Origin of the sequence: Cupriavidus pinatubonensis (genome assembly GCF_019602855.1) — a bacterium.
Taxonomy (GTDB): Bacteria; Pseudomonadota; Gammaproteobacteria; order Burkholderiales; family Burkholderiaceae; genus Cupriavidus; species Cupriavidus pinatubonensis.
Genome location: NZ_CP080767.1, coordinates 2,109,194 through 2,128,396 on the forward strand (window position 1 = coordinate 2,109,194; position 19,203 = coordinate 2,128,396).

At 64.7% G+C, this 19,203-nt stretch carries 18 protein-coding genes; 10 read left to right on the forward strand and 8 right to left on the reverse strand.

Going from position 1 to position 19,203, the window contains the following annotated elements:
• The first annotated feature begins 241 nt into the window (after nt 1-241).
• Nucleotides 242-1,069, forward strand: coding sequence for a ferritin-like domain-containing protein (locus K2O51_RS22205; protein WP_011298052.1), 828 nt, complete (start codon nt 242-244; stop codon nt 1,067-1,069).
• Nucleotides 1,070-1,080: 11 nt separating this feature from the next.
• Here the strand turns inward: K2O51_RS22205 and K2O51_RS22210 are convergent, their stop codons facing one another.
• Nucleotides 1,081-2,046 (reverse strand): DMT family transporter, encoded by a 966-nt coding sequence (locus K2O51_RS22210; RefSeq protein ID WP_140949516.1) that lies wholly within the window; start codon nt 2,044-2,046, stop codon nt 1,081-1,083.
• Between the two features lie 177 nt (nt 2,047-2,223).
• Between K2O51_RS22210 and dapC the strand changes: the two genes are divergently transcribed.
• The 7 genes from dapC (at nt 2,224) to K2O51_RS22245 (ending at nt 8,618) form a co-directional block, all read left to right on the forward strand.
• On the forward strand, nt 2,224-3,423 hold the full coding sequence (gene dapC, locus K2O51_RS22215) for a succinyldiaminopimelate transaminase (protein WP_011298054.1): 1,200 nt from the start codon (nt 2,224-2,226) through the stop codon (nt 3,421-3,423).
• Nucleotides 3,424-3,499: 76 nt separating this feature from the next.
• Nucleotides 3,500-4,327, forward strand: a complete 828-nt coding sequence (gene dapD / locus K2O51_RS22220; RefSeq protein WP_220630728.1) for a 2,3,4,5-tetrahydropyridine-2,6-dicarboxylate N-succinyltransferase — start codon at nt 3,500-3,502, stop codon at nt 4,325-4,327.
• A 113-nt stretch (nt 4,328-4,440) separates the two neighbouring features.
• Nucleotides 4,441-4,803 carry a hypothetical protein gene (locus K2O51_RS22225; RefSeq protein WP_011298056.1) on the forward strand — a complete coding sequence of 121 codons (363 nt, stop codon included), beginning with the start codon at nt 4,441-4,443 and terminating at the stop codon, nt 4,801-4,803.
• Between the two features lie 25 nt (nt 4,804-4,828).
• The gene (locus tag K2O51_RS22230; protein ID WP_220630729.1) at nt 4,829-5,176 is read left to right on the forward strand and encodes an ArsC family reductase; all 348 of its coding nucleotides are present in this window, start codon (nt 4,829-4,831) and stop codon (nt 5,174-5,176) included.
• Between the two features lie 15 nt (nt 5,177-5,191).
• Nucleotides 5,192-6,343, forward strand: coding sequence for a succinyl-diaminopimelate desuccinylase (gene dapE, locus K2O51_RS22235; RefSeq protein WP_011298058.1), 1,152 nt, complete (start codon nt 5,192-5,194; stop codon nt 6,341-6,343).
• Nucleotides 6,344-6,388: 45 nt separating this feature from the next.
• Nucleotides 6,389-7,282: a 50S ribosomal protein L3 N(5)-glutamine methyltransferase gene (gene prmB, locus K2O51_RS22240; protein WP_011298059.1), complete on the forward strand. Its 894-nt coding sequence runs from the start codon at nt 6,389-6,391 to the stop codon at nt 7,280-7,282.
• A gap of 85 nt (nt 7,283-7,367) precedes the next feature.
• Entirely contained in the window at nt 7,368-8,618 is a 1,251-nt protein-coding gene (locus tag K2O51_RS22245) for an MFS transporter (protein ID WP_011298060.1), read from the forward strand.
• A gap of 379 nt (nt 8,619-8,997) precedes the next feature.
• Here K2O51_RS22245 and K2O51_RS22250 read toward each other — a convergent pair whose 3' ends face one another.
• The 3 genes from K2O51_RS22250 to K2O51_RS22260 all read right to left on the reverse strand — a co-directional run bounded on the left by K2O51_RS22250 (nt 8,998) and on the right by K2O51_RS22260 (nt 12,632).
• The gene (locus K2O51_RS22250; RefSeq protein ID WP_011298061.1) at nt 8,998-9,918 is read right to left on the reverse strand and encodes a hypothetical protein; all 921 of its coding nucleotides are present in this window, start codon (nt 9,916-9,918) and stop codon (nt 8,998-9,000) included.
• A 386-nt stretch (nt 9,919-10,304) separates the two neighbouring features.
• Nucleotides 10,305-11,441, reverse strand: coding sequence for a zinc-binding dehydrogenase (locus K2O51_RS22255; protein WP_011298062.1), 1,137 nt, complete (start codon nt 11,439-11,441; stop codon nt 10,305-10,307).
• A gap of 228 nt (nt 11,442-11,669) precedes the next feature.
• Complete coding sequence (locus K2O51_RS22260; RefSeq protein WP_011298063.1) at nt 11,670-12,632, reverse strand: GlxA family transcriptional regulator; 963 nt, start codon at nt 12,630-12,632, stop codon at nt 11,670-11,672.
• 109 nt (nt 12,633-12,741) lie between these two features.
• On the opposite strand from K2O51_RS22260, the gene K2O51_RS22265 reads away from it, so the two are divergent.
• Nucleotides 12,742-13,542 (forward strand): SDR family NAD(P)-dependent oxidoreductase, encoded by an 801-nt coding sequence (locus K2O51_RS22265; RefSeq protein WP_011298064.1) that lies wholly within the window; start codon nt 12,742-12,744, stop codon nt 13,540-13,542.
• A gap of 95 nt (nt 13,543-13,637) precedes the next feature.
• Here the strand turns inward: K2O51_RS22265 and K2O51_RS22270 are convergent, their stop codons facing one another.
• The gene (locus tag K2O51_RS22270; RefSeq protein ID WP_011298065.1) at nt 13,638-14,564 is read right to left on the reverse strand and encodes a LysR family transcriptional regulator; all 927 of its coding nucleotides are present in this window, start codon (nt 14,562-14,564) and stop codon (nt 13,638-13,640) included.
• Nucleotides 14,565-14,709: 145 nt separating this feature from the next.
• Here K2O51_RS22270 and K2O51_RS22275 point away from each other — a divergent pair, with 145 nt between their 5' ends.
• Nucleotides 14,710-16,140 carry an aldehyde dehydrogenase family protein gene (locus K2O51_RS22275; RefSeq protein ID WP_220630730.1) on the forward strand — a complete coding sequence of 477 codons (1,431 nt, stop codon included), beginning with the start codon at nt 14,710-14,712 and terminating at the stop codon, nt 16,138-16,140.
• Between the two features lie 36 nt (nt 16,141-16,176).
• Here K2O51_RS22275 and K2O51_RS22280 read toward each other — a convergent pair whose 3' ends face one another.
• Genes K2O51_RS22280 through K2O51_RS22290 form a run of 3 tightly spaced genes read right to left on the reverse strand, consistent with a single transcriptional unit; the run spans nt 16,177 to nt 19,203 of the window.
• A complete protein-coding gene (locus K2O51_RS22280; RefSeq protein ID WP_011298067.1) occupies nt 16,177-16,995 on the reverse strand; it encodes an enoyl-CoA hydratase in 819 nt (272 codons plus the stop codon).
• Nucleotides 16,996-17,017: 22 nt separating this feature from the next.
• Nucleotides 17,018-18,436, reverse strand: coding sequence for an aldehyde dehydrogenase family protein (locus K2O51_RS22285; RefSeq protein WP_140952510.1), 1,419 nt, complete (start codon nt 18,434-18,436; stop codon nt 17,018-17,020).
• The gene (locus K2O51_RS22290) at nt 18,433-19,203 is read right to left on the reverse strand and encodes an enoyl-CoA hydratase/isomerase family protein (RefSeq protein ID WP_220630731.1); all 771 of its coding nucleotides are present in this window, start codon (nt 19,201-19,203) and stop codon (nt 18,433-18,435) included. The genes K2O51_RS22285 and K2O51_RS22290 overlap by 4 nt, the downstream gene beginning before the upstream one ends.

Genomic DNA, 19,203 nt, shown 5'->3' on the forward strand with positions numbered 1-19,203 from the left:
CTCCCGCTGTGGGTTCCACGGCATTTTTCCGCCCCGGTTTCCCTTTGGCGGCAGCCATTTACGTGCGTTTCCGCAAGCACTTTTGCAATGTGCGCGCGACCGCGTTCCCAAGCGGTTATTTCACGACTGGGAAACTAACTAGGGTAAATGCTAGTCTCTCAGACATGCCAGCGTGACGCCGAATGCTCCCCCAGGGCACCCGTCCCTCGTGGCATACGGCCTTTCTTGCGGAGGATCGAGCATGACCCAGTCGTCAGCGGCAGCTCTGCCGTGGTCTGTCAGCGAAATTGATTTCCGGGCAATCGAGTCCGAACGCGTGCGGGATAACCGCGACCTGTTCTACCTGCTGGTTTCGGCGTCGTTCATCGAGAGCGGATCCGATACCTACGCAGGCAACCTCGCTTCCTATTACGCCAGGGTGCCCGAGGCCGCCGGATGGCTAGCCGACCATTGGGAGGCTGAGGAACTGCAGCATGGGCTGGCACTGCGACGCTATGTCGAGCATGTCTGGCCAGAATTCGACTGGGAACGCGGCTACGAACGATTCTTCCAGGAATACAGCGCCACCTGCTCGATCGACCAGTTCGAACCGACCGAGGCGCTCGAAATGGCCGCCCGCTGCGTGGTGGAAACCGGTACGGCGGCCTACTACCGGGCCCTTGAGCTTGCCAGCGACGAACCGGTGCTGCGCGGCCTGACGCGGCGCATCGCCGACGACGAGGTCCGGCACTACAAGCACTTTTTCCGCTTTTTCAACCGCTTCGCGGAGTCCGAGCAGGTCGGGCGCGCCCGGGTGCTGGGCGCCCTGGCGCGGCGGCTTCTCGAGATCAAGAACGAGGATGCCGCCATCGCGCTGCGCAATGTACTGCGCATGGAGCGCGGGCAGGAAGATATCCCCGAACACGAAGTCAAGGCACTCAACTCACGCGTCAGCGCCGTGGTCCGCCGTCACCTGCCCGTCGATATGACCGTGAAGATGCTGCTGCGCCCGCTCCACCTGCACAGCACCGTGGAGCGCGCCGTGCGCAAGCCGCTGGTGGCGGTGGTATCGCGGGTCATGCTGCACTGACCCTCGCCGGCTCAGGCGACCGCTTCGGCGCCGCCTGCCGCGGCTTCCGGTTTGACGCGACTGCGATGGACCAGGCCCGACAGGGCGCCGGCAGCAACAATGCAAAGGCCGCCCGCGGCCTCCTTCCAGCTCAGCGTTTCGGTCGCCAGCCACCACGAAGACACAGCGGCCACGACGATCTCGAAGAGCATCAGCAGCGACACGCGGTTGGCTGGCAGGCGCTGCAGGCCATACTGGACCACCGAATTGCTCAGTACGAGCACGGCTGCGAGCGCCGCCACCAGCGCCGCCACGGCCGCGCCCGCCCCGGGGACGATCGCCGCCGATTGGGCATCGAGCAGCAGCGCGCAAGGCACGCCCACCACCGTGCAGCCGAGGTAGACCACCACCGTGCGAAGTCGCGCATCCATATCGGGAAACTGCTGTCCGGCGCGCCGCGACAGCACGTTGTTAACGGCAAAGCCCATACCGCCGACCAGCCCGGACCATTCCGCTGCGTTGCCCGGGAGCGGCACGCCGACCTCGGGCGTCCAGAGCATCAGTCCGGCACCCGACAGCGCCAGCGCAACCAGCCCCAGGCCAGCCGCCGACAGCCGCTCGCCGAGGAACAGCCGCGCAAACAGCGCAGTCCAGACCGGGGTCAGATAGAACAGCAGCAGCACGCGCATGACATGCCCGTTCACGCTGCCCCAGACAAAGCCCGCATTCGTGACGCCGGCCGCCAGGCCGATGGCCACGAACAGCCAGGACGCACGCATGCCCCGCAGGTGCTTGCGGAACGCCAGCAACGAAATGACGGCTGCAGCACAACTCACTAGCGCGGCCGCACTCATGCCGCCCAGGCCCCAGCCGGCGAGCACCCGGTACGGAAACCATGCGATGCCCCAAACCGAGGCACCGATCAAAATGGAAAGCGATGACTTGACCGAATGGCGGTCGGCGGCGCCATATTTCGCCGCAATATTATTCTTGGTCATTTGGAAACAATTACACGTAGGACGCAGGCCCGGGAAATCGCACGCATCCGCCGCGGGCATCACATACCAGTGATGCCCGGCATCCGCACACCAGATGCGCCGCGCGGGCCGCGCCAATGCGCGGGATACCGTGCCGTTCCTTTATAATGCTGGGTTTCAACCGGCCCCATCCAGAACGTGAATCCGCGCCTCGACCTGCTCCAGCCCTACCCCTTCGAGAAACTGCGCGTGCTGTTCGCGGAGGTGAAACCGGCCGACAAGCCGGCAATCAGTTTCGGCATCGGCGAACCCAAGCACCCCACGCCTGAATTCATCAAGAAGGCGCTGGCCGAGTCGCTGGCGGGGCTGGCGAATTATCCCACAACGGCTGGTTCCGATGCACTACGACAGTGCATCGCCACCTGGCTGGAGCGCCGCTACGGCCTGCCGAAGGTCAATGCGGCGACCGAAGTGCTGCCAGTGACGGGCTCGCGCGAAGCGCTGTTCGCCTTCGCGCAGACCGTGGTCGATGGCACGCGCTCCGGCGCGCTGGTGCTGTGTCCGAACCCGTTCTATCAAATTTATGAAGGTGCCGCGCTGCTGGCGGGTGCCACGCCAGTGTTCGCGAACAGCGACCCGGCGCGCAACTTCGCCCCGGCGTTCGACCGCATTGCCGACGATGTCTGGAAAAATGTCCAGCTCCTCTTCGTCTGCTCGCCGGGCAACCCAACCGGCGCTGTGCTGTCGCTGGAAGACTGGAAGCAACTGTTCGCGCTCTCGGACAAGTACGGCTTCGTAATCGCCTCAGACGAGTGCTACTCCGAGATCTACTTCGATGAGAGCCGCGCGCCGCTCGGTGCGCTGGAGGCCGCCCACAAGCTCGGCCGCGGCTTCGAGCGGCTGGTGATGTTCTCGAGCCTGTCCAAGCGCTCCAACGTCCCGGGCCTGCGCTCCGGCTTCGTCGCCGGCGATGCCGCGCTGCTCAAGAAATTCCTGCTATACCGTACCTACCACGGCGGCGCGATGAACCCGGCCGTGCAGACGGCCAGCATTGCGGCCTGGAACGACGAAGCCCACGTGCGCGAGAACCGCGCCGCCTACGTGCGCAAGTTCAGCGAAGTGACGCCGATGCTGGCCGAGGTGCTGGACGTGGCGCTGCCCGATGCCGGTTTCTACCTGTGGGCCGATGTTTCGCGCACGGGCCTGAATGATGTCGAGTTCGCCGCGCAGCTGCTGGCGGCGCAGAACGTCACCGTGCTGCCGGGCAGCTACCTGGCGCGCGAAGCCGATGGCATCAACCCGGGCGCCAACCGTGTGCGCATGGCACTGGTCGCCACGCCGGAGGAATGCCTGGAAGGCGCGCGGCGCATTGTGGAATTCTGCAAGTCGCTGGGCTGATCCATCGGATCGAACGAACTCCCGTGGCGCGGCCCGACCGCCGCGCCTTCTCCAAACAACCACTGAAGAAACGCAAATGACGCAAGCTCTGCAAGCCCTGATCGACCAGGCCTGGGAAGACCGCACCAGCCTGTCGCCGAAGTCCGCCCCCGCCGATATCCGCGAGGCTGTCGCCAACGTCATCGGCCAGCTCGACGCCGGCACGCTGCGCGTGGCCGAAAAGCAAGGCAAGGACTGGATCGTCAACCAGTGGGTCAAGAAGGCCGTGCTGCTGTCGTTCCGCCTGGAAGACAACGCGCCCATGAGCGCAGGCGGCTTCGCCCAGTTCTACGACAAGGTGCCGACCAAGTTCGCCAACTGGAGCGGCGACGACTTCGCCAAGGCCGGCTTCCGCGTGGTGCCGCCCGCTGTGGCACGCCGCGGTTCGTTCATCGCCAAGAACGCCGTGCTGATGCCGTCGTACGTGAACATCGGCGCCTACGTCGATGAAGGCACCATGGTCGACACCTGGGCCACCGTCGGTTCGTGCGCGCAGATCGGCAAGAACGTCCACCTGTCGGGCGGCGTGGGCATCGGCGGCGTGCTGGAGCCGCTGCAGGCCAACCCGGTCATCATCGAAGACAACTGCTTCATCGGCGCACGTTCGGAAGTCGTGGAAGGCGTGATCGTCGAAGAGAACTCGGTCATCTCGATGGGCGTGTACCTGGGCCAGTCGACCAAGATCTACGACCGCGAAACCGGCGAGATCCACTATGGCCGCGTGCCGGCCGGCTCGGTTGTGGTCGCGGGCAACCTGCCGTCCAAGGATGGCAAGTACAGCCTGTACTGCGCCGTGATCGTCAAGAAGGTCGACGCGCAGACCCGCACCAAGACCAGCCTGAACGACCTGCTGCGCGGCGACTGATCGCCCGCGGCCGGCCCGGCCTGACGCTCTGCCAAGCGTGGAGCGCAGCCGGGCCACCCTCTGCATCACCCCGCCACACCGCCCGCGACGTGCCCTCCCTCCGCAAGCGACTCATGGCCCTGGACCCCACCACCGTCAGCACTGTCCTCTCCCTCCTGCCCACGATCCTCGAACAGGCCAACAAGACCATCGACAAGATCAAGAAAGGCCGGCGCAGGGACGATGCCGTGGAAGGCGGCCCCGCGCCGGAACCGCGCGACCCGGCTGTGCGCATTGCGGAACTGGAAGCCGCCGCCGTGCAGCAGGCCGAAGCGGTCAAGCTGCTCGCCGAACAGCACGCTATTACCATCGATGCGCTGCGCAAGGAAGCCGCGCGGCTGGATCGCCGCCTGCGCCTGATGACGGCCGTGGCGATGGCAGGCGTGGCACTGGGCCTCGGCGGCCTGGTGATCGCACTGAATCTGCTTTTCCGCTGAACCGCAGCACAACATACAACAAGCCATGAACGTCCTGCTCTACGGCATCCCGAACTGCGACACCGTCAAGAAGGCGCGCACCTGGCTGGACGCCAACGGCGTTGCCTACACCTTCCACGATTTCAAGAAGCAAGGCGTCGATGAAGCGATGCTGCGCGGCTGGCTCAAGCACGTGCCGCTGTCGACGCTGCTCAACCGCAAGGGCACCACGTGGCGCGCACTGTCCGACGCCGACAAGGCCCGTGCCGAGCAGGAAGCCGGCGCCATCGCGCTGATGCAGCAGAGCCCGTCGCTGATCAAGCGCCCGGTGCTCGCGCACAACGGCAAGGTCTCCGTAGGTTTCTCCGCCGACCAGTACGCCAGCCAGTTCTGAATTTTTTGTCCTCCCATGACCGCCACCCTTGCCCTCACCGAAGACCTGATCCGCCGCCGCTCCGTCACGCCCGCGGACGAAGGCTGCCAGGCCGTGCTGGAAACGCGCCTGAAGGCGCTCGGCTTCACGTGCGAAGCCATTGTCAGCGGCCCCGACGATTTCCGCGTGACCAACCTGTGGGCCGTGAAGCGCGGCACGCAAGGCACGGACGGCAAGCTGCTGGCCTTTGCCGGTCACACCGACGTGGTGCCGACCGGCCCGCTCGAACAATGGAACTCGGACCCGTTCGAGCCGACGCACCGTGACGGTCGCCTGTATGGCCGTGGCGCAGCGGACATGAAGACGTCGATCGCCGGCTTTGTCGTGGCGGTCGAGGAATTCGTCAAGGCGCATCCGGCCCATGCGGGCTCGATCGCGTTCCTGATCACCAGCGACGAGGAAGGCCCGGCGCACGACGGTACCATCAAGGTCGTCGAAGCGCTGAAGGCGCGCGGCGAACGCCTGGACTACTGCGTGATCGGCGAACCCACGTCGGTCGACACGCTCGGCGACATGGTCAAGAACGGCCGCCGTGGCTCGCTGTCGGGCAAGCTCGTCGTCAAGGGCGTGCAGTGCCATATCGCCTACCCGCACCTGGGCCGCAACCCGATCCACGAAGCCGCGCCCGCGCTGGCCGAGCTGGCTGCCGAGGTATGGGACCAGGGCAACGAGTACTTCCCGCCGACGAGCTGGCAGATGTCGAACATCCACGGCGGCACCGGCGCGACCAACGTCATCCCGGGCCACGTCACGATCGACTTCAACTTCCGCTTCTCGACCGCAAGCACGCCCGAAGGCCTCAAGTCCCGCGTGCATGCGATCCTGGACAAGCACAAGCTCGAATACACGCTGGACTGGACGCTCGGCGGCGAGCCGTTCCTGACCCCGCGCGGCGACCTGTCCGATGCGCTGTCGGCCGCCATCGAGGCCGAGACCGGCGTCAAGACCGAACTGTCGACCACGGGCGGCACATCCGATGGCCGCTTCATCGCCAAGATCTGCCCGCAAGTGATCGAGTTCGGGCCGCCCAACGCGACCATCCACAAGATCGACGAGAACGTCGAAGTCCGCTTTATCGATCCGCTCAAGAACGTCTATCGCGGCGTGCTCGAACGGCTCATTGCCTGATCGCCTGCCGATCGCTCCCCCCATCGACCACAGGACTCCACGACCATGGCAACCCCCTCCCCGCTGCGCACCGTGCGCGACCTGCTGCGCCTGGCGGTGTCGCGCTTCACCGCCGCGCGCCTCTCGTTCGGCCACGGCAGCGCCAATGCCTATGACGAAGCCGCCTACCTGGTGCTGCATACGCTGAACCTGCCGCTCGATACGCTCGACCCGTTCCTCGACGCGCGCCTGTTGCCCGAGGAAATTGACGCGGTGATGCGCGTCATCGACCGCCGCGTCAACGAACGCGTGCCGGCCGCCTACATCACGCACGAGGCCTATATGCACGGCCTGCGCTTCTACGTCGATTCGCGCGTGATCGTGCCGCGCAGCTTCATCGGCGAACTGCTGCAGGAAGGGCTGGAGCCGTGGATCGGCGAAACCAGCCAGGTCGGGCCGGTGCTGGAGCTTTGCACGGGTTCCGGCTGCCTGCCGATCATTGCGGCCCATGTCTGGCCCAATGCGCAGATCGACGCCGTCGACATCTCGCCCGACGCGCTCGCCGTGGCCCGCCGCAACGTGGCCGACTACAAGATGCAGGACCGCATCCACCTGTTCGAGGGCGACCTGTACGCGCCGCTGCCGGCAGGGGCCACGTACGACGTGATTCTGACCAACCCGCCGTACGTCAACGAATCGTCGATGCAGGCGCTGCCGCCCGAATACCTGGCCGAGCCGCGCGTTGCGCTGGCCGGCGGTGACGACGGCATGGACGTGGTGCGCCGGATCATCGCCGGCGCCAAGGCGCGGCTGAACCCGGGCGGCGTACTGGTCGTGGAGATCGGCAACGAGCACGCCAATGTGGAAGCGGCGTTCCCGAACCTCGAAATCGTCTGGCTGCCCGTGAGCGCGGGCGACGAGCAGGTGTTCCTGCTGACTTACGATGCCCTGTCCGGCTAATCGGCCATCCGTAGTACGGGGCGCGGCCGGCTGCTGCGCCCCGGGTTCCTGAAGTCCTGAATCTGCAGCACCCATAACAAGAACAATGACCGGAGACGACCTCCAGGCCCTGCCTCACGGCGGCGCCGCTTCCTCCCGGGATGCCGCGACACGCGGCATTGCCATCCTGACCTTTGCGTTTGCGCTAAGCCAGTTCTTCCGCTCCTGCCTGGCCGTCATGGCGCCGGAACTGCAGCACGATTTTGGTCTGTCTCCGGCCGGTTTCGGCGCGCTGTCCTCCTCCTTCTTTCTCGCGTTTGCCGTGGCCCAGATTCCTGTCGGGATTGCGTTCGACCGCTATGGCGTAGGCAAGCCCACGGCATGGCTGCTGGCGGTCGGTGCAGTCTCGTCGATCGGGTTCGTCGCAGCGCCCAACGGTGCAATCGCCACGCTCGCGCAGGTTGGCCTGGGCCTGGCCTGCGCGCCGGTATTCATGGGACTGCTGCATTTCGCATCCGAACAGCTCTCCGAGCGCGACTACACGCGCGTAGTCAGCAAATCGAACGCCATGGGGATGATCGGCGCGCTGTGCGCGACCGCGCCGCTCGGCTGGGCGACCGAACTGGTTGGCTGGCGCATGTCGATGTCCGTTTCTGCGCTCGGCATGGTCGCCGCGGCATGGGGCGTCTCGCGCTTCGTGCGTGACACCGGCCATGCCGAGGCACGCAGCGCCTCGTGGCCGTCGATGCTCACGCAAAGCGTTCGTCTGCTGGGCCTGGCGCCGCTGTGGACGCTGATCCCGCTTTGCGTCGCCATGGCTGCCGGCACGGCATTCCGCAACGCGTGGAGTGGCCCGTATCTGGCCGATGTCTATGGACTCAGTTCAGGTTCCCGCGGCGTGGCGCTCACACTGCTGAGCGTGGCCGGCTTCGTCACGGCATTTCTGCTGCCTGTACTGGTGCGGCGCAGTACGCTCAAGACTGCCATCCTCGCGTGGTCGTGCGTGTCGATGTCCGGTGCCGTGATGCTGACGGCGTGGCCCGATTCTGGCGTGGCAAGCGGCGTTGCGATGATGGCGCTGCTGTCGACCATCGGCATGCTGCATCCGCTGGTCATGGCTCAGGGGCGTAGCCTGATTCCGCCGTCGAAGCGCGGGCGTGGGCTTGGGCTGCTCAATACGTTCGTGTTTCTTGGCTCCGCGCTGACCTCGTGGGGGTACGGGTTGATTGCCAATATGGGGCATGTGCAGCGCTGGGGAGAGCCCGCCACGTATGCAGCGATTTTCCTGTCGGCAGCGATGTTGGTGGCTGCGGCGTTGGTGCCTTATTTCTTTAGTCCGGCACAGGGCAACCATTGAATCTGGTGCGGTAACACATTCGCTCTGACAAAGCAGCAGTGCAGACGGCGCGCATGACGCCACCCCGCAGCGTCGCGACGCACTTCATTCAGACATCGCTCAGTCCTCCAGACCTGTCATGAGAGCAAAGCAGCAGGCGCGCGTTAGGTAACCGGCTTTGCAGACGGCACCTCAAGGACGAACCACGCAGACTTCACCGGAAGGAACGACTTCCCCCTTGCACGATGACGATCTCGATGATCGCAATATCTTGGCGAAGGCAAAGCGCCTCCCCGTCTAATGATGGGCGAACAACGCGATCAGGATGATGAGCGGAATGGGTACGCCAAGCATGTAGAGCAGGATCGAACGCATGATTGTGTCCTGTCGAAAATTGAACTTAGAAGTCGCGTTGCCGCCCGCCAATCGTGGCGGTCAGGCTCGCAGCGAATGCGCCCATCAACAGCGAGACGAAAAGCCAAAGTGAAACGTGGATGCCAGCTTTTCGGGCTTTGTCGGCCGCATCCTTTGCGGCGGCTTTGAGGTCAGCAAATCGTTGCTGAAGCTGCGAATAGGTGGCAGTGACACGTGTCTGTGCGGCGTCAAGCGAAGACCCTGTTCGCTGCGAAACCAGCCGTGCGGCATAGCGGGCGTCACTGGACGACAGCGGGGCACCCGAAGCAAGACTGTTCAGGAATATGCGGACGACTTCCTTCTTGTCTGCCGCAGTCGCGTCGGGGGTGGCATTAGAGTTTGCTGCTGCAGAGTCGGACTGACGAAACAGACCATCGACAAGATAGCCCATTGGCCACGCATCCAGCGCGGCAGACGCGTTGCCACGATCCTTCAATGTGCCCATTGCTCCACCAGTCGCACTGACCGACGCTACCTGCGCAGTCACGTGAAAGAGTCCTGAGGCTGCAGAAGTGACGAAAATCGCCGTCACGAGCGTCGCAGATGCCCAACTCAGGAAGCCGTGCGCGGTATCCCGGAAATAGGTCTCGTCCCCGTGGACCGCCACCCAGCGTTTCCTCAGCCGTCCGGCCAAATAGCCGCCCAGGCCGGAAGCGAAGATCTGTGTCACACAAATCCAGACGATAGCCGCGACGCCGAAGCGGGCGGCGCTTTCGCCCGCGGGCGCCCAAGGGGAAATGGCCGCCAGCCCGAGCCCCGACCCCAGCATCAATAGGATGAGAGAAAACGCCGCGGCAGCGACCCCGCCCGCGAGAATCGCTCCCCACGATACCGCGCTGGCAAACGCCTCAACCGACGGCGGGTCTTCGACGATCGCGTGGCGCCGAGTGTCTTCGAACTCGCCCATGTGGACCTCCTTGTCCCATGTTTGTAAGGGACTGATCTCCAGTGCCCTACGGACGGGAAGGAAGAAAGCACTACCTGTGCCTGCTATGTCAGAGCCACGTTTCCATCCCTTTCTCAAATTGAGAGCTTCAACATTGCGCTACAAGACGTTCAGATTCGCTGTGCCAGCCAGGCAACTCATGAAAGTAAGACTGGCTTCGCACCGGTAAATTTTGCGTGCAGTGTCATTCGCACCATGGCGAAAGGCTGGCCGATAACTCGACGCCCAGGTCGCCGAATAGCCGTTATCCCAAAAAGCCGAGCCCGTGGTCGCGCCCGGTTGAAGGGCGGTAACGGGTCGGTCAGAGACGGCCGCGGCATCTGGGCGCAAAGGCGCCCCGGCGCGATTTATCCTGCCAAGCCCTTGTTCGGGTTGATCAGGTACTTCTCCCCCGTCGCTCGCTTGTTGTAGACGGCGATCATGTCCAGATCCAGTACCTCGGCCAGCGAGATCTCTTTTGAGTAGTGGCTCGCAAAGGTGGTCTTCAGCTCCGCGACCACGCGTTGCTTCAGCGCGTTGGCCCGCTCGCGCCCGATCTTCTGCAGGAACGGGAACAGCAGCCAGCCACCCATGCCCCACGCCATGCCGAAGTTGCGATTGAACTCGGTGGGGCTTGTGTCCAGGCCACCGTAGAGGTAGACCTGCTTGTGGGTGGTCGAGCCATAGCGGCTGTATTCGCGGGCCGATTTGTTCAAGGCCGCTTCCATGCAGGTGAGGATCTGCCCGCCGAGTTTGCCGCCACCCGTGGCGTCGAACGCGATCGTTGCGCCAGTGGAGACGAGTGCCTCGGTGAGGTCCTGCATGAACGTGGGCGACGCGGCGTTGCAGACGTGGACCGCACCTTGTGCCTTGAGCAAGTCCGCCTGCTCTTGCTTGCGCACGATGTTCACCAGCTTGATGCCATCCTTGAGACAGATCTGATTGAGCATCTGGCCCAGGTTGGAAGCCGCCGCGGTGTGCACCAGGGCGCTATGTCCTTCGAGGCGCATGGTTTCGACCATGCCGAGTGCCGTGAGCGGGTTGACGAATGACGACGCGCCGTCAGCAGGTGTGGCGCCTTCGGGAAGGACCAGGCACTGGTCCGCAGGAATGCAGCGGTACTGCGAGTACATCGCGCCGCCGATGGCAGCCACAGTCTTGCCCATCAAGGCTTGCGCTGCCGGGGACGAGCCTGCCTCGACGACCACTCCCGCGCCCTCGTTGCCAACCGGCATGGACGCATCCAGGCGGCCCGCCATGCTGCGCATCGCGCCTTCCGGAACGCGCGCGGTGACTATCGGGCGCTCGGCCGTGCCGCTGGCCTTGGCCGTGCTCATGTCCGCAGCACCGAACAGCAGGCCGAGATCGGACGGGTTGAGAGGAGAGGCTTCAATGCGGATGAGCACTTCATCCGGACCAGGGTGCGGCGTGTCGATGCTGTCTAGCGACAGCTCGAGCTCACCGCTGCTCTTGATTCGCGAACGAAGTTGAAGTGCACTGTGCATTCGATATCTCCTTGGTCTGTCGGTTTGCGGTGAGCGGGGCAGCAGCGTGGGGCTGTTTTCGCCAGCAGCCAGCAATGTAGCAAGTTCCTGCGGATCCCGTACTGGGCGGGCGACTCAGGTCATGCGTGGGCCGACAGGCCATCATGCATCGCAGTGATAGTGGTTGATAGCGGGCAATCTCCTGGCGGATTTTCAGACGTGGCCACAGGGAAGCCTACGCAGAAGGACCTAACGCTCGGACAGCTCGGCGCCGCCTCTTGCTTCTCGCCTCACCGCCTGCGGCGGCACCCCGAATCCTCGCAAAAACGCCTCGCGCAAATGCCGTCGGTCACGGAAGCCCGTCTCACGCGCCACCACCTCCAGCGGATGCCGACTCTGCTCGATCATCAGCCGCGCCGCCTCGAGCCGTAGTCCCTCCACTGCCTTGGCCGGCGACTGCCCGGTCTCCTGCATGAACGCCCTGCTGAACTGGCGCGGGCTGAGGTTGGCGGACTGCGCGAGTGCGTCGACGGTCAGCGGCTCGCTCAGATGCTGGCGGGCGTAGTTCAAGGCATGCTGTATGCGGTCCGACTTCGGCGAGAGGTCAAGCATTTCGGAGTGCTGCGACTGCCCGCCAGAGCGCCGCTGATGCATGACGAGCTTGTGTGCGACGGAACGCGCCACGGCCGCACCGAGATCGCGCTCGACCATCGCAAGGGCGAGATCGAACGCGGCCGTCATGCCTGCCGACGTCCAGACCGCGCCATCAACGATAAAGATGCGATCCTCCTCCACCTCGATGTCCGGATGCCGCTGACGCATATCACGCGCAAAGGCCCAGTGGGTCGTCGCCCGCCGTCCGGCCAGCAAGCCGGCCTCTGCGAGCACGAAGCCGCCCGTACAGAGTCCGGCGATGCGGCGCGCGCGGGGCGCTGTGTCACGCAGGAGAGCGAGCTCCTCCGGCGCCGGACGAGAGGCAACCGGATCGGTCACGCCGATCACCATCCAGGTGTCGATGAGATCGCGCGGGCCCGGCCGCCTTGTGCCCAGGGTCATGCCGAGCGACGACGTCACCTGCCCGCCCGCAGTCGAAAAGTTCTCCACCGAGTAGAAGGGTTCGATTACCGTCGCGTTGGCGACCTCGAACACAGCCTGGGTGCCGAGCGCCATGATCTGGAAGCCGTCGGCCAGCAGGTAACCAATGCGATGCATGTTTTGCTCCGAAAAACGTAACGACCTGAATCATGACTATATACGTCATTTACGCCATGCGCAGGGACACCTACGATTCAGGCACAGAAAACCCCACAGGAGCAACGACATGAACCCGACCACCCACGCTGGCACCGCGCTCGTTACCGGCGCCTCCTCTGGCATCGGCGCTATTTACGCCGACCGCCTGGCGCGCCGCGGTTACGACCTGATCCTTGTCGCCCGCAGTCGCGACCGCCTCTCCGCTCTCGCCGACCGTCTCACGACTGAAACGCGCCGCAACGTCGAAGTGATCGGCGCGGACCTGAACGACAGGGACGAACTCGCAGTTGTGGAAAACCGCCTGAGAGAAGACGAGAGCATCGCGCTGCTGGTCAACAACGCTGGCATCGGCACGCACACCCCGCTGCTGGACAGTGATGTCGATCGGATGACTCGACTGATCGAACTGAACGTCACGGCCCTCACCAGGCTGACCTACGCTGCTGCGCCGCGCTTCGTCGCACGCGGCAAGGGCGCGATCATCAACATTGCATCGATCGTAGCCATCGCGCCGGAGATCCTGAATGGCGTGTACGGAGCCAGCAAGGCGTTTGTGCTGGGGCTCAGCCAGTCGTTGCACCATGAACTGTCTGGCAAGGGCGTGCGTGTGCAGGCCGTGCTGCCGGGCGCAACTGCCACGGACTTCTGGGCCACGGGAGGCCAGCCAGTCGAGAATTTGGACCCGAGTATCGTGATGTCTGCTACGGCGCTGGTCGATGCGGCGCTGGTCGGATTCGACCGCGGCGAGTTCGTCACGATCCCGTCCTTGCATGATGTGGCGAAATGGGAAGCCTACGCAGCAGCACGCATGGCGATGATGGGCGAGCTGTCAACCAGCACGCCTGCGCCGCGCTACCTTGGCGTGTGAAAACGCCTTCAGCCTATCCGAAACGGCAGGTTCATCCGGAATGCCATCAACCCGTTGCTAAAAAGAGCGGCATCGGTACCAGAATTGAACTCCCACTATCCCGCTTGATTTCCTGCCAGGCGACCTTTGCCAAGACCTAGCTCATGGATCAGTTCGACCAAAGCGCGTAGCCGCGCTGTCACGAACCTGTGGCCGGAGTAGTAAAGCCTGAGGCCGCCAAACGGCTGGCACCAGGGAACGAGCACGGGGACCAGGGCGCCGGACTTCAGTTCTTCGTCAATGAACCACTCCGAGATGAAGCCGATGCCGAGTCCGAGCAGCACCGCCTGCTTGATGGCCGGCATCTCGCTGAGGGCCATGCGCACGGGCAGTTCCATCTGCAGCTTCTCGCTCTTGTGCTTCAATTCCCATTGATAGATGCCGCCGTGGGACATGCGCATGCCGATGCTCTGGTGCTTGAGCAGATCGCGCGGATGCCTGGGCGTACCGTTGCGCTTCAGGTAGTCGGGCGTTGCCACGACGAGCATGCGGAGGTCGCGGGAAAGCGGCACGGCGATCATGTCCTGCGGCACGGATTCGGCAAGACGGATGCCTGCATCGAAGCCTTCCGCGACGACATCGATCAGACGCGACTCGCTCACGATGTCGATGAATACCTGCGGATAGCGCTGCGCGTACTGATGGAAAAGCGGCTCCAGCAGCAAGAGCGCTACCCCCTGCGGTGCGTTGATGCGCAAGGTGCCGCTGGGCGCAGCGGACTCCATTGCCGCCTCTTCGTTGGCCCGTTGGATTTCGGCAAGCGCCGGCGCTATGCGCTCCACGTAGCGCCGACCCGCATCGGTCATGGCCACGCTGCGCGTCGAGCGGTTGAACAGGCGCACTTTCAACCGCGCCTCCAGGCCGGCCACGGCGCTGCTCACCGCCGTGGCCGACATGCCAAGCTCCAGCGCCGCGCCACGAAAACTGCTGCGGCGCGCGACGGCCAGTACCACTTCCAGCTCGGTCATTCCTGTGCGGTGCATAGATTGTCCTGATTTTCGGGATACGTCATCTGCCATAGGACGGCTTATCAAAACAATAACGTATTCCTAGACTTCTATGCACGCGGACGCAATGTGGAGTTCCACCCCACCTCCCGCACCTGGCAGTCATACCAAAGGAAACGATATGCAACGCATTGATCATATGTACATAAATGGCGAGTTCGTGACGCCGCTCGGCCGGGAATGGTTCGATCTGCACAACCCGAGCACGGAAGAGATCATTGGCCAGGTTCGACTTGGCGACGAGAAGGACGCGCAACGCGCTATCGCTGCGGCGCAGGCAGCATTCCCCGCCTGGTCACGCACCACGCGCGAGGAACGCATTGCAGCGCTGCGGCGCATACACCGGGCCGTCGCTGCGCGCGAGGAGGAACTGCTGGAGGCCATCGTGACCGAATATGGTGCGCCGTCCGTACGCTCGCGCTGGATGGCGGAGTATCCGGCCCAGACCGTTGCGCAAGCCATCGACGCGCTGGAATCGTTTGAGTTCGAGGAGCGCGCTGGCGCCGCACGTGTCGTGATGACGCCTGTTGGCGTCGCGGGCCTGATCACGCCTTGGAACAGCAACGCCGGGTTTATCTGCAACAAGCTGGCAACGGCGCTTGCCGCTGGATGCACAGCCGTCATCAAGCCCAGCGAGATGAGCGCAATGCAGACGCAGATCGTGGCCGAGGCGCTGCACGAGGCCGGCCTGCCGCCAGGCGTGTTCAACATCGTCAATGGCCGCGGCGACGTGGTTGGCGAAGAGATCGTGCGCAACCCCGGCATCGCCAAGATCTCGTTCACCGGCTCTTCCGCCGTCGGCAAGCGGCTGGCGAGCGCGGGGGCTGCCACCATGAAGCGTGTCACGCTGGAGCTGGGCGGCAAGTCGCCCACGGTGGTGCTCGATGACGCTGACTTCGCCGACATCATGCCGCTCGTGCTCCAGGCGGGCTTCCTCAACAGCGGCCAGGCCTGCATTGCCGGCACCCGCATTCTGGTGCCGCGCCATCGGCTTGCGGAGTTCGAGCAGATCGCAAGGGGAGCGGTTTCGCACGTCAAATCCGGCGATCCGCGCAACGCCGACACCGACATCGGCCCGATGGTGAGCGCCAGGCAATGGGAACGGGTGCAGAACTACATCCGCATCGGCATGGAAGAAGGCGCAGCGTTGCTGGCCGGCGGCGCAGGACGACCCGACGGCTTTCACAAGGGCTGGTTCGTCAAGCCCACCCTCTTCACGAACGCGAGCAACCAGATGCGCATTGCGCGCGAGGAGATCTTCGGGCCTGTACTCACCATCATCCCTTACACCGACGATGCCGACGCTGTTGCCATCGCCAATGACACTACCTACGGCCTGAGCGCGATGGTGCTCGGCAAGGACATCGAGCGCTGCGAACGCATCGCCCGGCAGATCGACGCGGGTCGCGTGCTCGTCAACACGCTCGCCCATGAGCCGCGCGCGCCGTTTGGTGGCTTCAAGCATTCCGGACTTGGACGCGAGATGGGGAAATGGGGCATCAGTGCGTACCTGGAGCCCAAGACCTTGATGATGGCGTCGGCGCAGGCTTGACAGCAAGACCGAAAAGCCCCGTCGCTTCCCCAGCCATCATCTCCCGCTGAACCGAGCCGGACGGCGTTCGATGAAATGCGCCACGCCTTCGGTAAAGTCCTCGCTCTGGATGCTGTCGAACATTTCCGCATTGGCCATCTGGGTGGCTTCTGCCAGCGTCTGGAACGGCTGCGCCCAGAGCTGGCGCTTCATCACGCCGATGGAACGCGGAGAGACGTTTTCGGCCAGGTCGTCGGCATAGGCCAGCGTATGCGCCATCAGGTCATCGGCCTCGCACACGCGATCCACCAGCCCCATGCGCAAGGCTTCATCCGCCGGTACCTTGCGCGCGGAGTACAGCAGGTCTGCCGCATGCCCCGGCCCCACCACACGCGGCAGCAGCCAGGAGATCCCATGCTCGGCAATCAGGCCGCGCCGTGCAAAGGCGGTGCTGAAGGCCGCCTTGTCGCTGGCGAAGCGCATATCGCTGTATAGCGCGAACACCATTCCAAGGCCGGCAGCCGCGCCGTTGATAGCAGCAATCACTGGCTTGCGCATCGCCGGAAAGTAGCCGTAGCGGGTCTGGTAGTCGGCGCGGCGGTTCATGTCGTACGGCCGCATCCACTGGGCAGCACGGATGTCGCCAGGGGGCAGGACCTCAAGTTCGTTGATGTCCATGCCGGCACAGAAGCCCTTGCCGGCACCGGTCAGCACCACGACGCGGATGGTGTCGTCGCGGTCCGCGGCCTCCATGGCTTCGCGCAGTTCGGCCTCCATGACCTTGGTCAGCGCATTGAGTTTGTCCGGCCGGTTCATGGTCACGATGGCGACGTGCTCGTTCCGGCCCGAGCGGGTCACTGAAATCTGCTGATACATGCTGGATATCCTGAAGTTTGACTTAGCGGGGAAACTGGATGGCGCGCGGTTCCAGGAACTCTTCGAGCCCATAGACACCGCCTTCGCGGCCAACGCCGGACATGCCGAAGCCGCCGAACGGCGCCGCCGCATTGAATCGTGCGCCGTTGATATCGACCTGCCCGGCGCGCAGCGCATTGGCCACGGCCTCGCCACTGGCTTCGTCGACCGCCCAGACCGAAGCAGCCAGGCCATAGCGTGTGCCGTTGGCCAGCGCTATGGCGCCCTCGACGGACTCATAGCAAAGCACCGCCAGGACCGGCCCGAAGACCTCCTCGTTGGCAAGCCGGCTGTCCGGCGCCACGTTCCCGTAGATGGTGGGCGCAACGAAGTAGCCGTGCGCCGGCACCGGCGCATCGGGACCCCCTGCAATGCGGTCGAAACCGCCCTGCTCGGCTTCGGCAATATGCGCCAGCACGCGTTCGCGCTGCAGTGCCGACAGCAACGGGCCGATGCGCGTGGACGCGTCGGACGGATCGCCCATTGGCATGCCCGCCACAGCCTCCGCCAGCAATGCGCGGCAGGCCGGATAGTCTTCCCGCGGCACGATCAGGCGCGTGATAGCGCTGCATGTCTGTCCCGAGTTGAGAAAGCACGAGGCAACAGTGGCCTTGACGGCGCGTGCGAGGTCCGCGCCGGGCAGCACCATTGCTGCCGACTTCCCGCCCAGCTCCATCGACAACCGCTTCATGTCGCCAGCCGCCAGCGCCGCCACCTTTCGGCCCACGGCCGTCGAACCGGTGAACGACACCATGTGGACATCAGGGTGCGTGACCAGCGCGTGACCCACCTCGGCATCGCCCAGCACGATGTTGAGCACCCCCGGCGGCAGGCCGGCCCGTTCGCAGGCGGCCATCAGACCGGTCGAAGCGGCGGGCGCCAGTTCCGACGGCTTCAATACCACGGTGCAACCGGCCAGCAATGCCGGTGCAAGCTTGCCTGTGATCTGGTGCAGCGGGTAGTTCCACGGCGTGATCGCCGCCACCACGCCCACCGGCACCTGCGTGACACGCGAGTTGCCCACCTCGCTGACGAAGGAGAAGGTATCGGCCAGCGCGGCCGTCGCGCGCCACGCCGCAATCGGGGCCTCTACCTGGATACGTTGCGACAGTTTCAGCGGCATGCCGACTTCGCGCGAGATGCCGTGCGCCAGGTCCTGCCCCATGCTTTCCAGCGCGTCCGCCACCGCGCGCAGCAGCGCCGCGCGTGCGTCCACCCCCATCTGTTGCCAGCCCGGCAGCGCCAACCGTGCCGCCTCGACGGCCTCATCGACATCTCCGGCATTGCCGAGATGGACGTCACCGAGCGGTGCTTCGGTGGCGGCATCGTGAATGCGAACGGTGCGCCCTTCGCGCACGGCTCGTCGCGCGCCGTTGATGAGATGCTCGTTCCACTGGATCATTGCGACTTCCTTGCATTCCGTTTGCCGAGAAATTCGGCCATCACGCGTTGCGGCTCGCCGTCCGCATAGCATTCGAGCTGCGCGCGGATGCCCGCTACGCATGCGTCGTCGAACCCGGGCTGCGTCATTGCCCGCAGCCGTTGTTTCGACAGCCTGACCGATGTTGGCGGCAAGGCGGCCAGCGACCGGGCACGCGCCAGCGCGGCGCCCATCAGTTCCGCCTCGCCATGCAAGGCGGTTACCAGCCCGATCTCGTAGGCCCGCTGCCCTGATACCAGTTCGCCCGACAGCGACATCTGCACGTTGTGGGTATGCCCAACGTGCAGCGTCATCAGGTATGAGCCGACGATGCTCGCCAGGCCGGCCTTGACCTCCGGCTGGCCCCAGCGGCTGTCCGCCGTCGTCAGGCGCCAGTCCGCGCACAGCGCAAGCTGGAATCCCGCACCGGCGGCCACGCCCCGCACCGCTGCCACGCAGGGCTTGTCCAGATCGCGCACGGATTGGTACATGGCCCGCTGACGGTTCAGCCACGGCACGATCTGCTGCCACGTCACCGCAGCTGCTTCATCAAGATCCTGTCCGGCACAGAAGGCGCGCTCGCCGGCCCCTGCAAGTACCAGGGCGCGCACGGCCGGATCGGCGTTGAGCCGGGCCAGCGCATCAATCAGCCCGCCGCGCAGCGCATCGTTGACGGCGTTCATGCGCGCGGGACGATTCAGCGTGACGATGGCCACGTCGCCATCGCGTTCCACAATTACGGGTTCCAT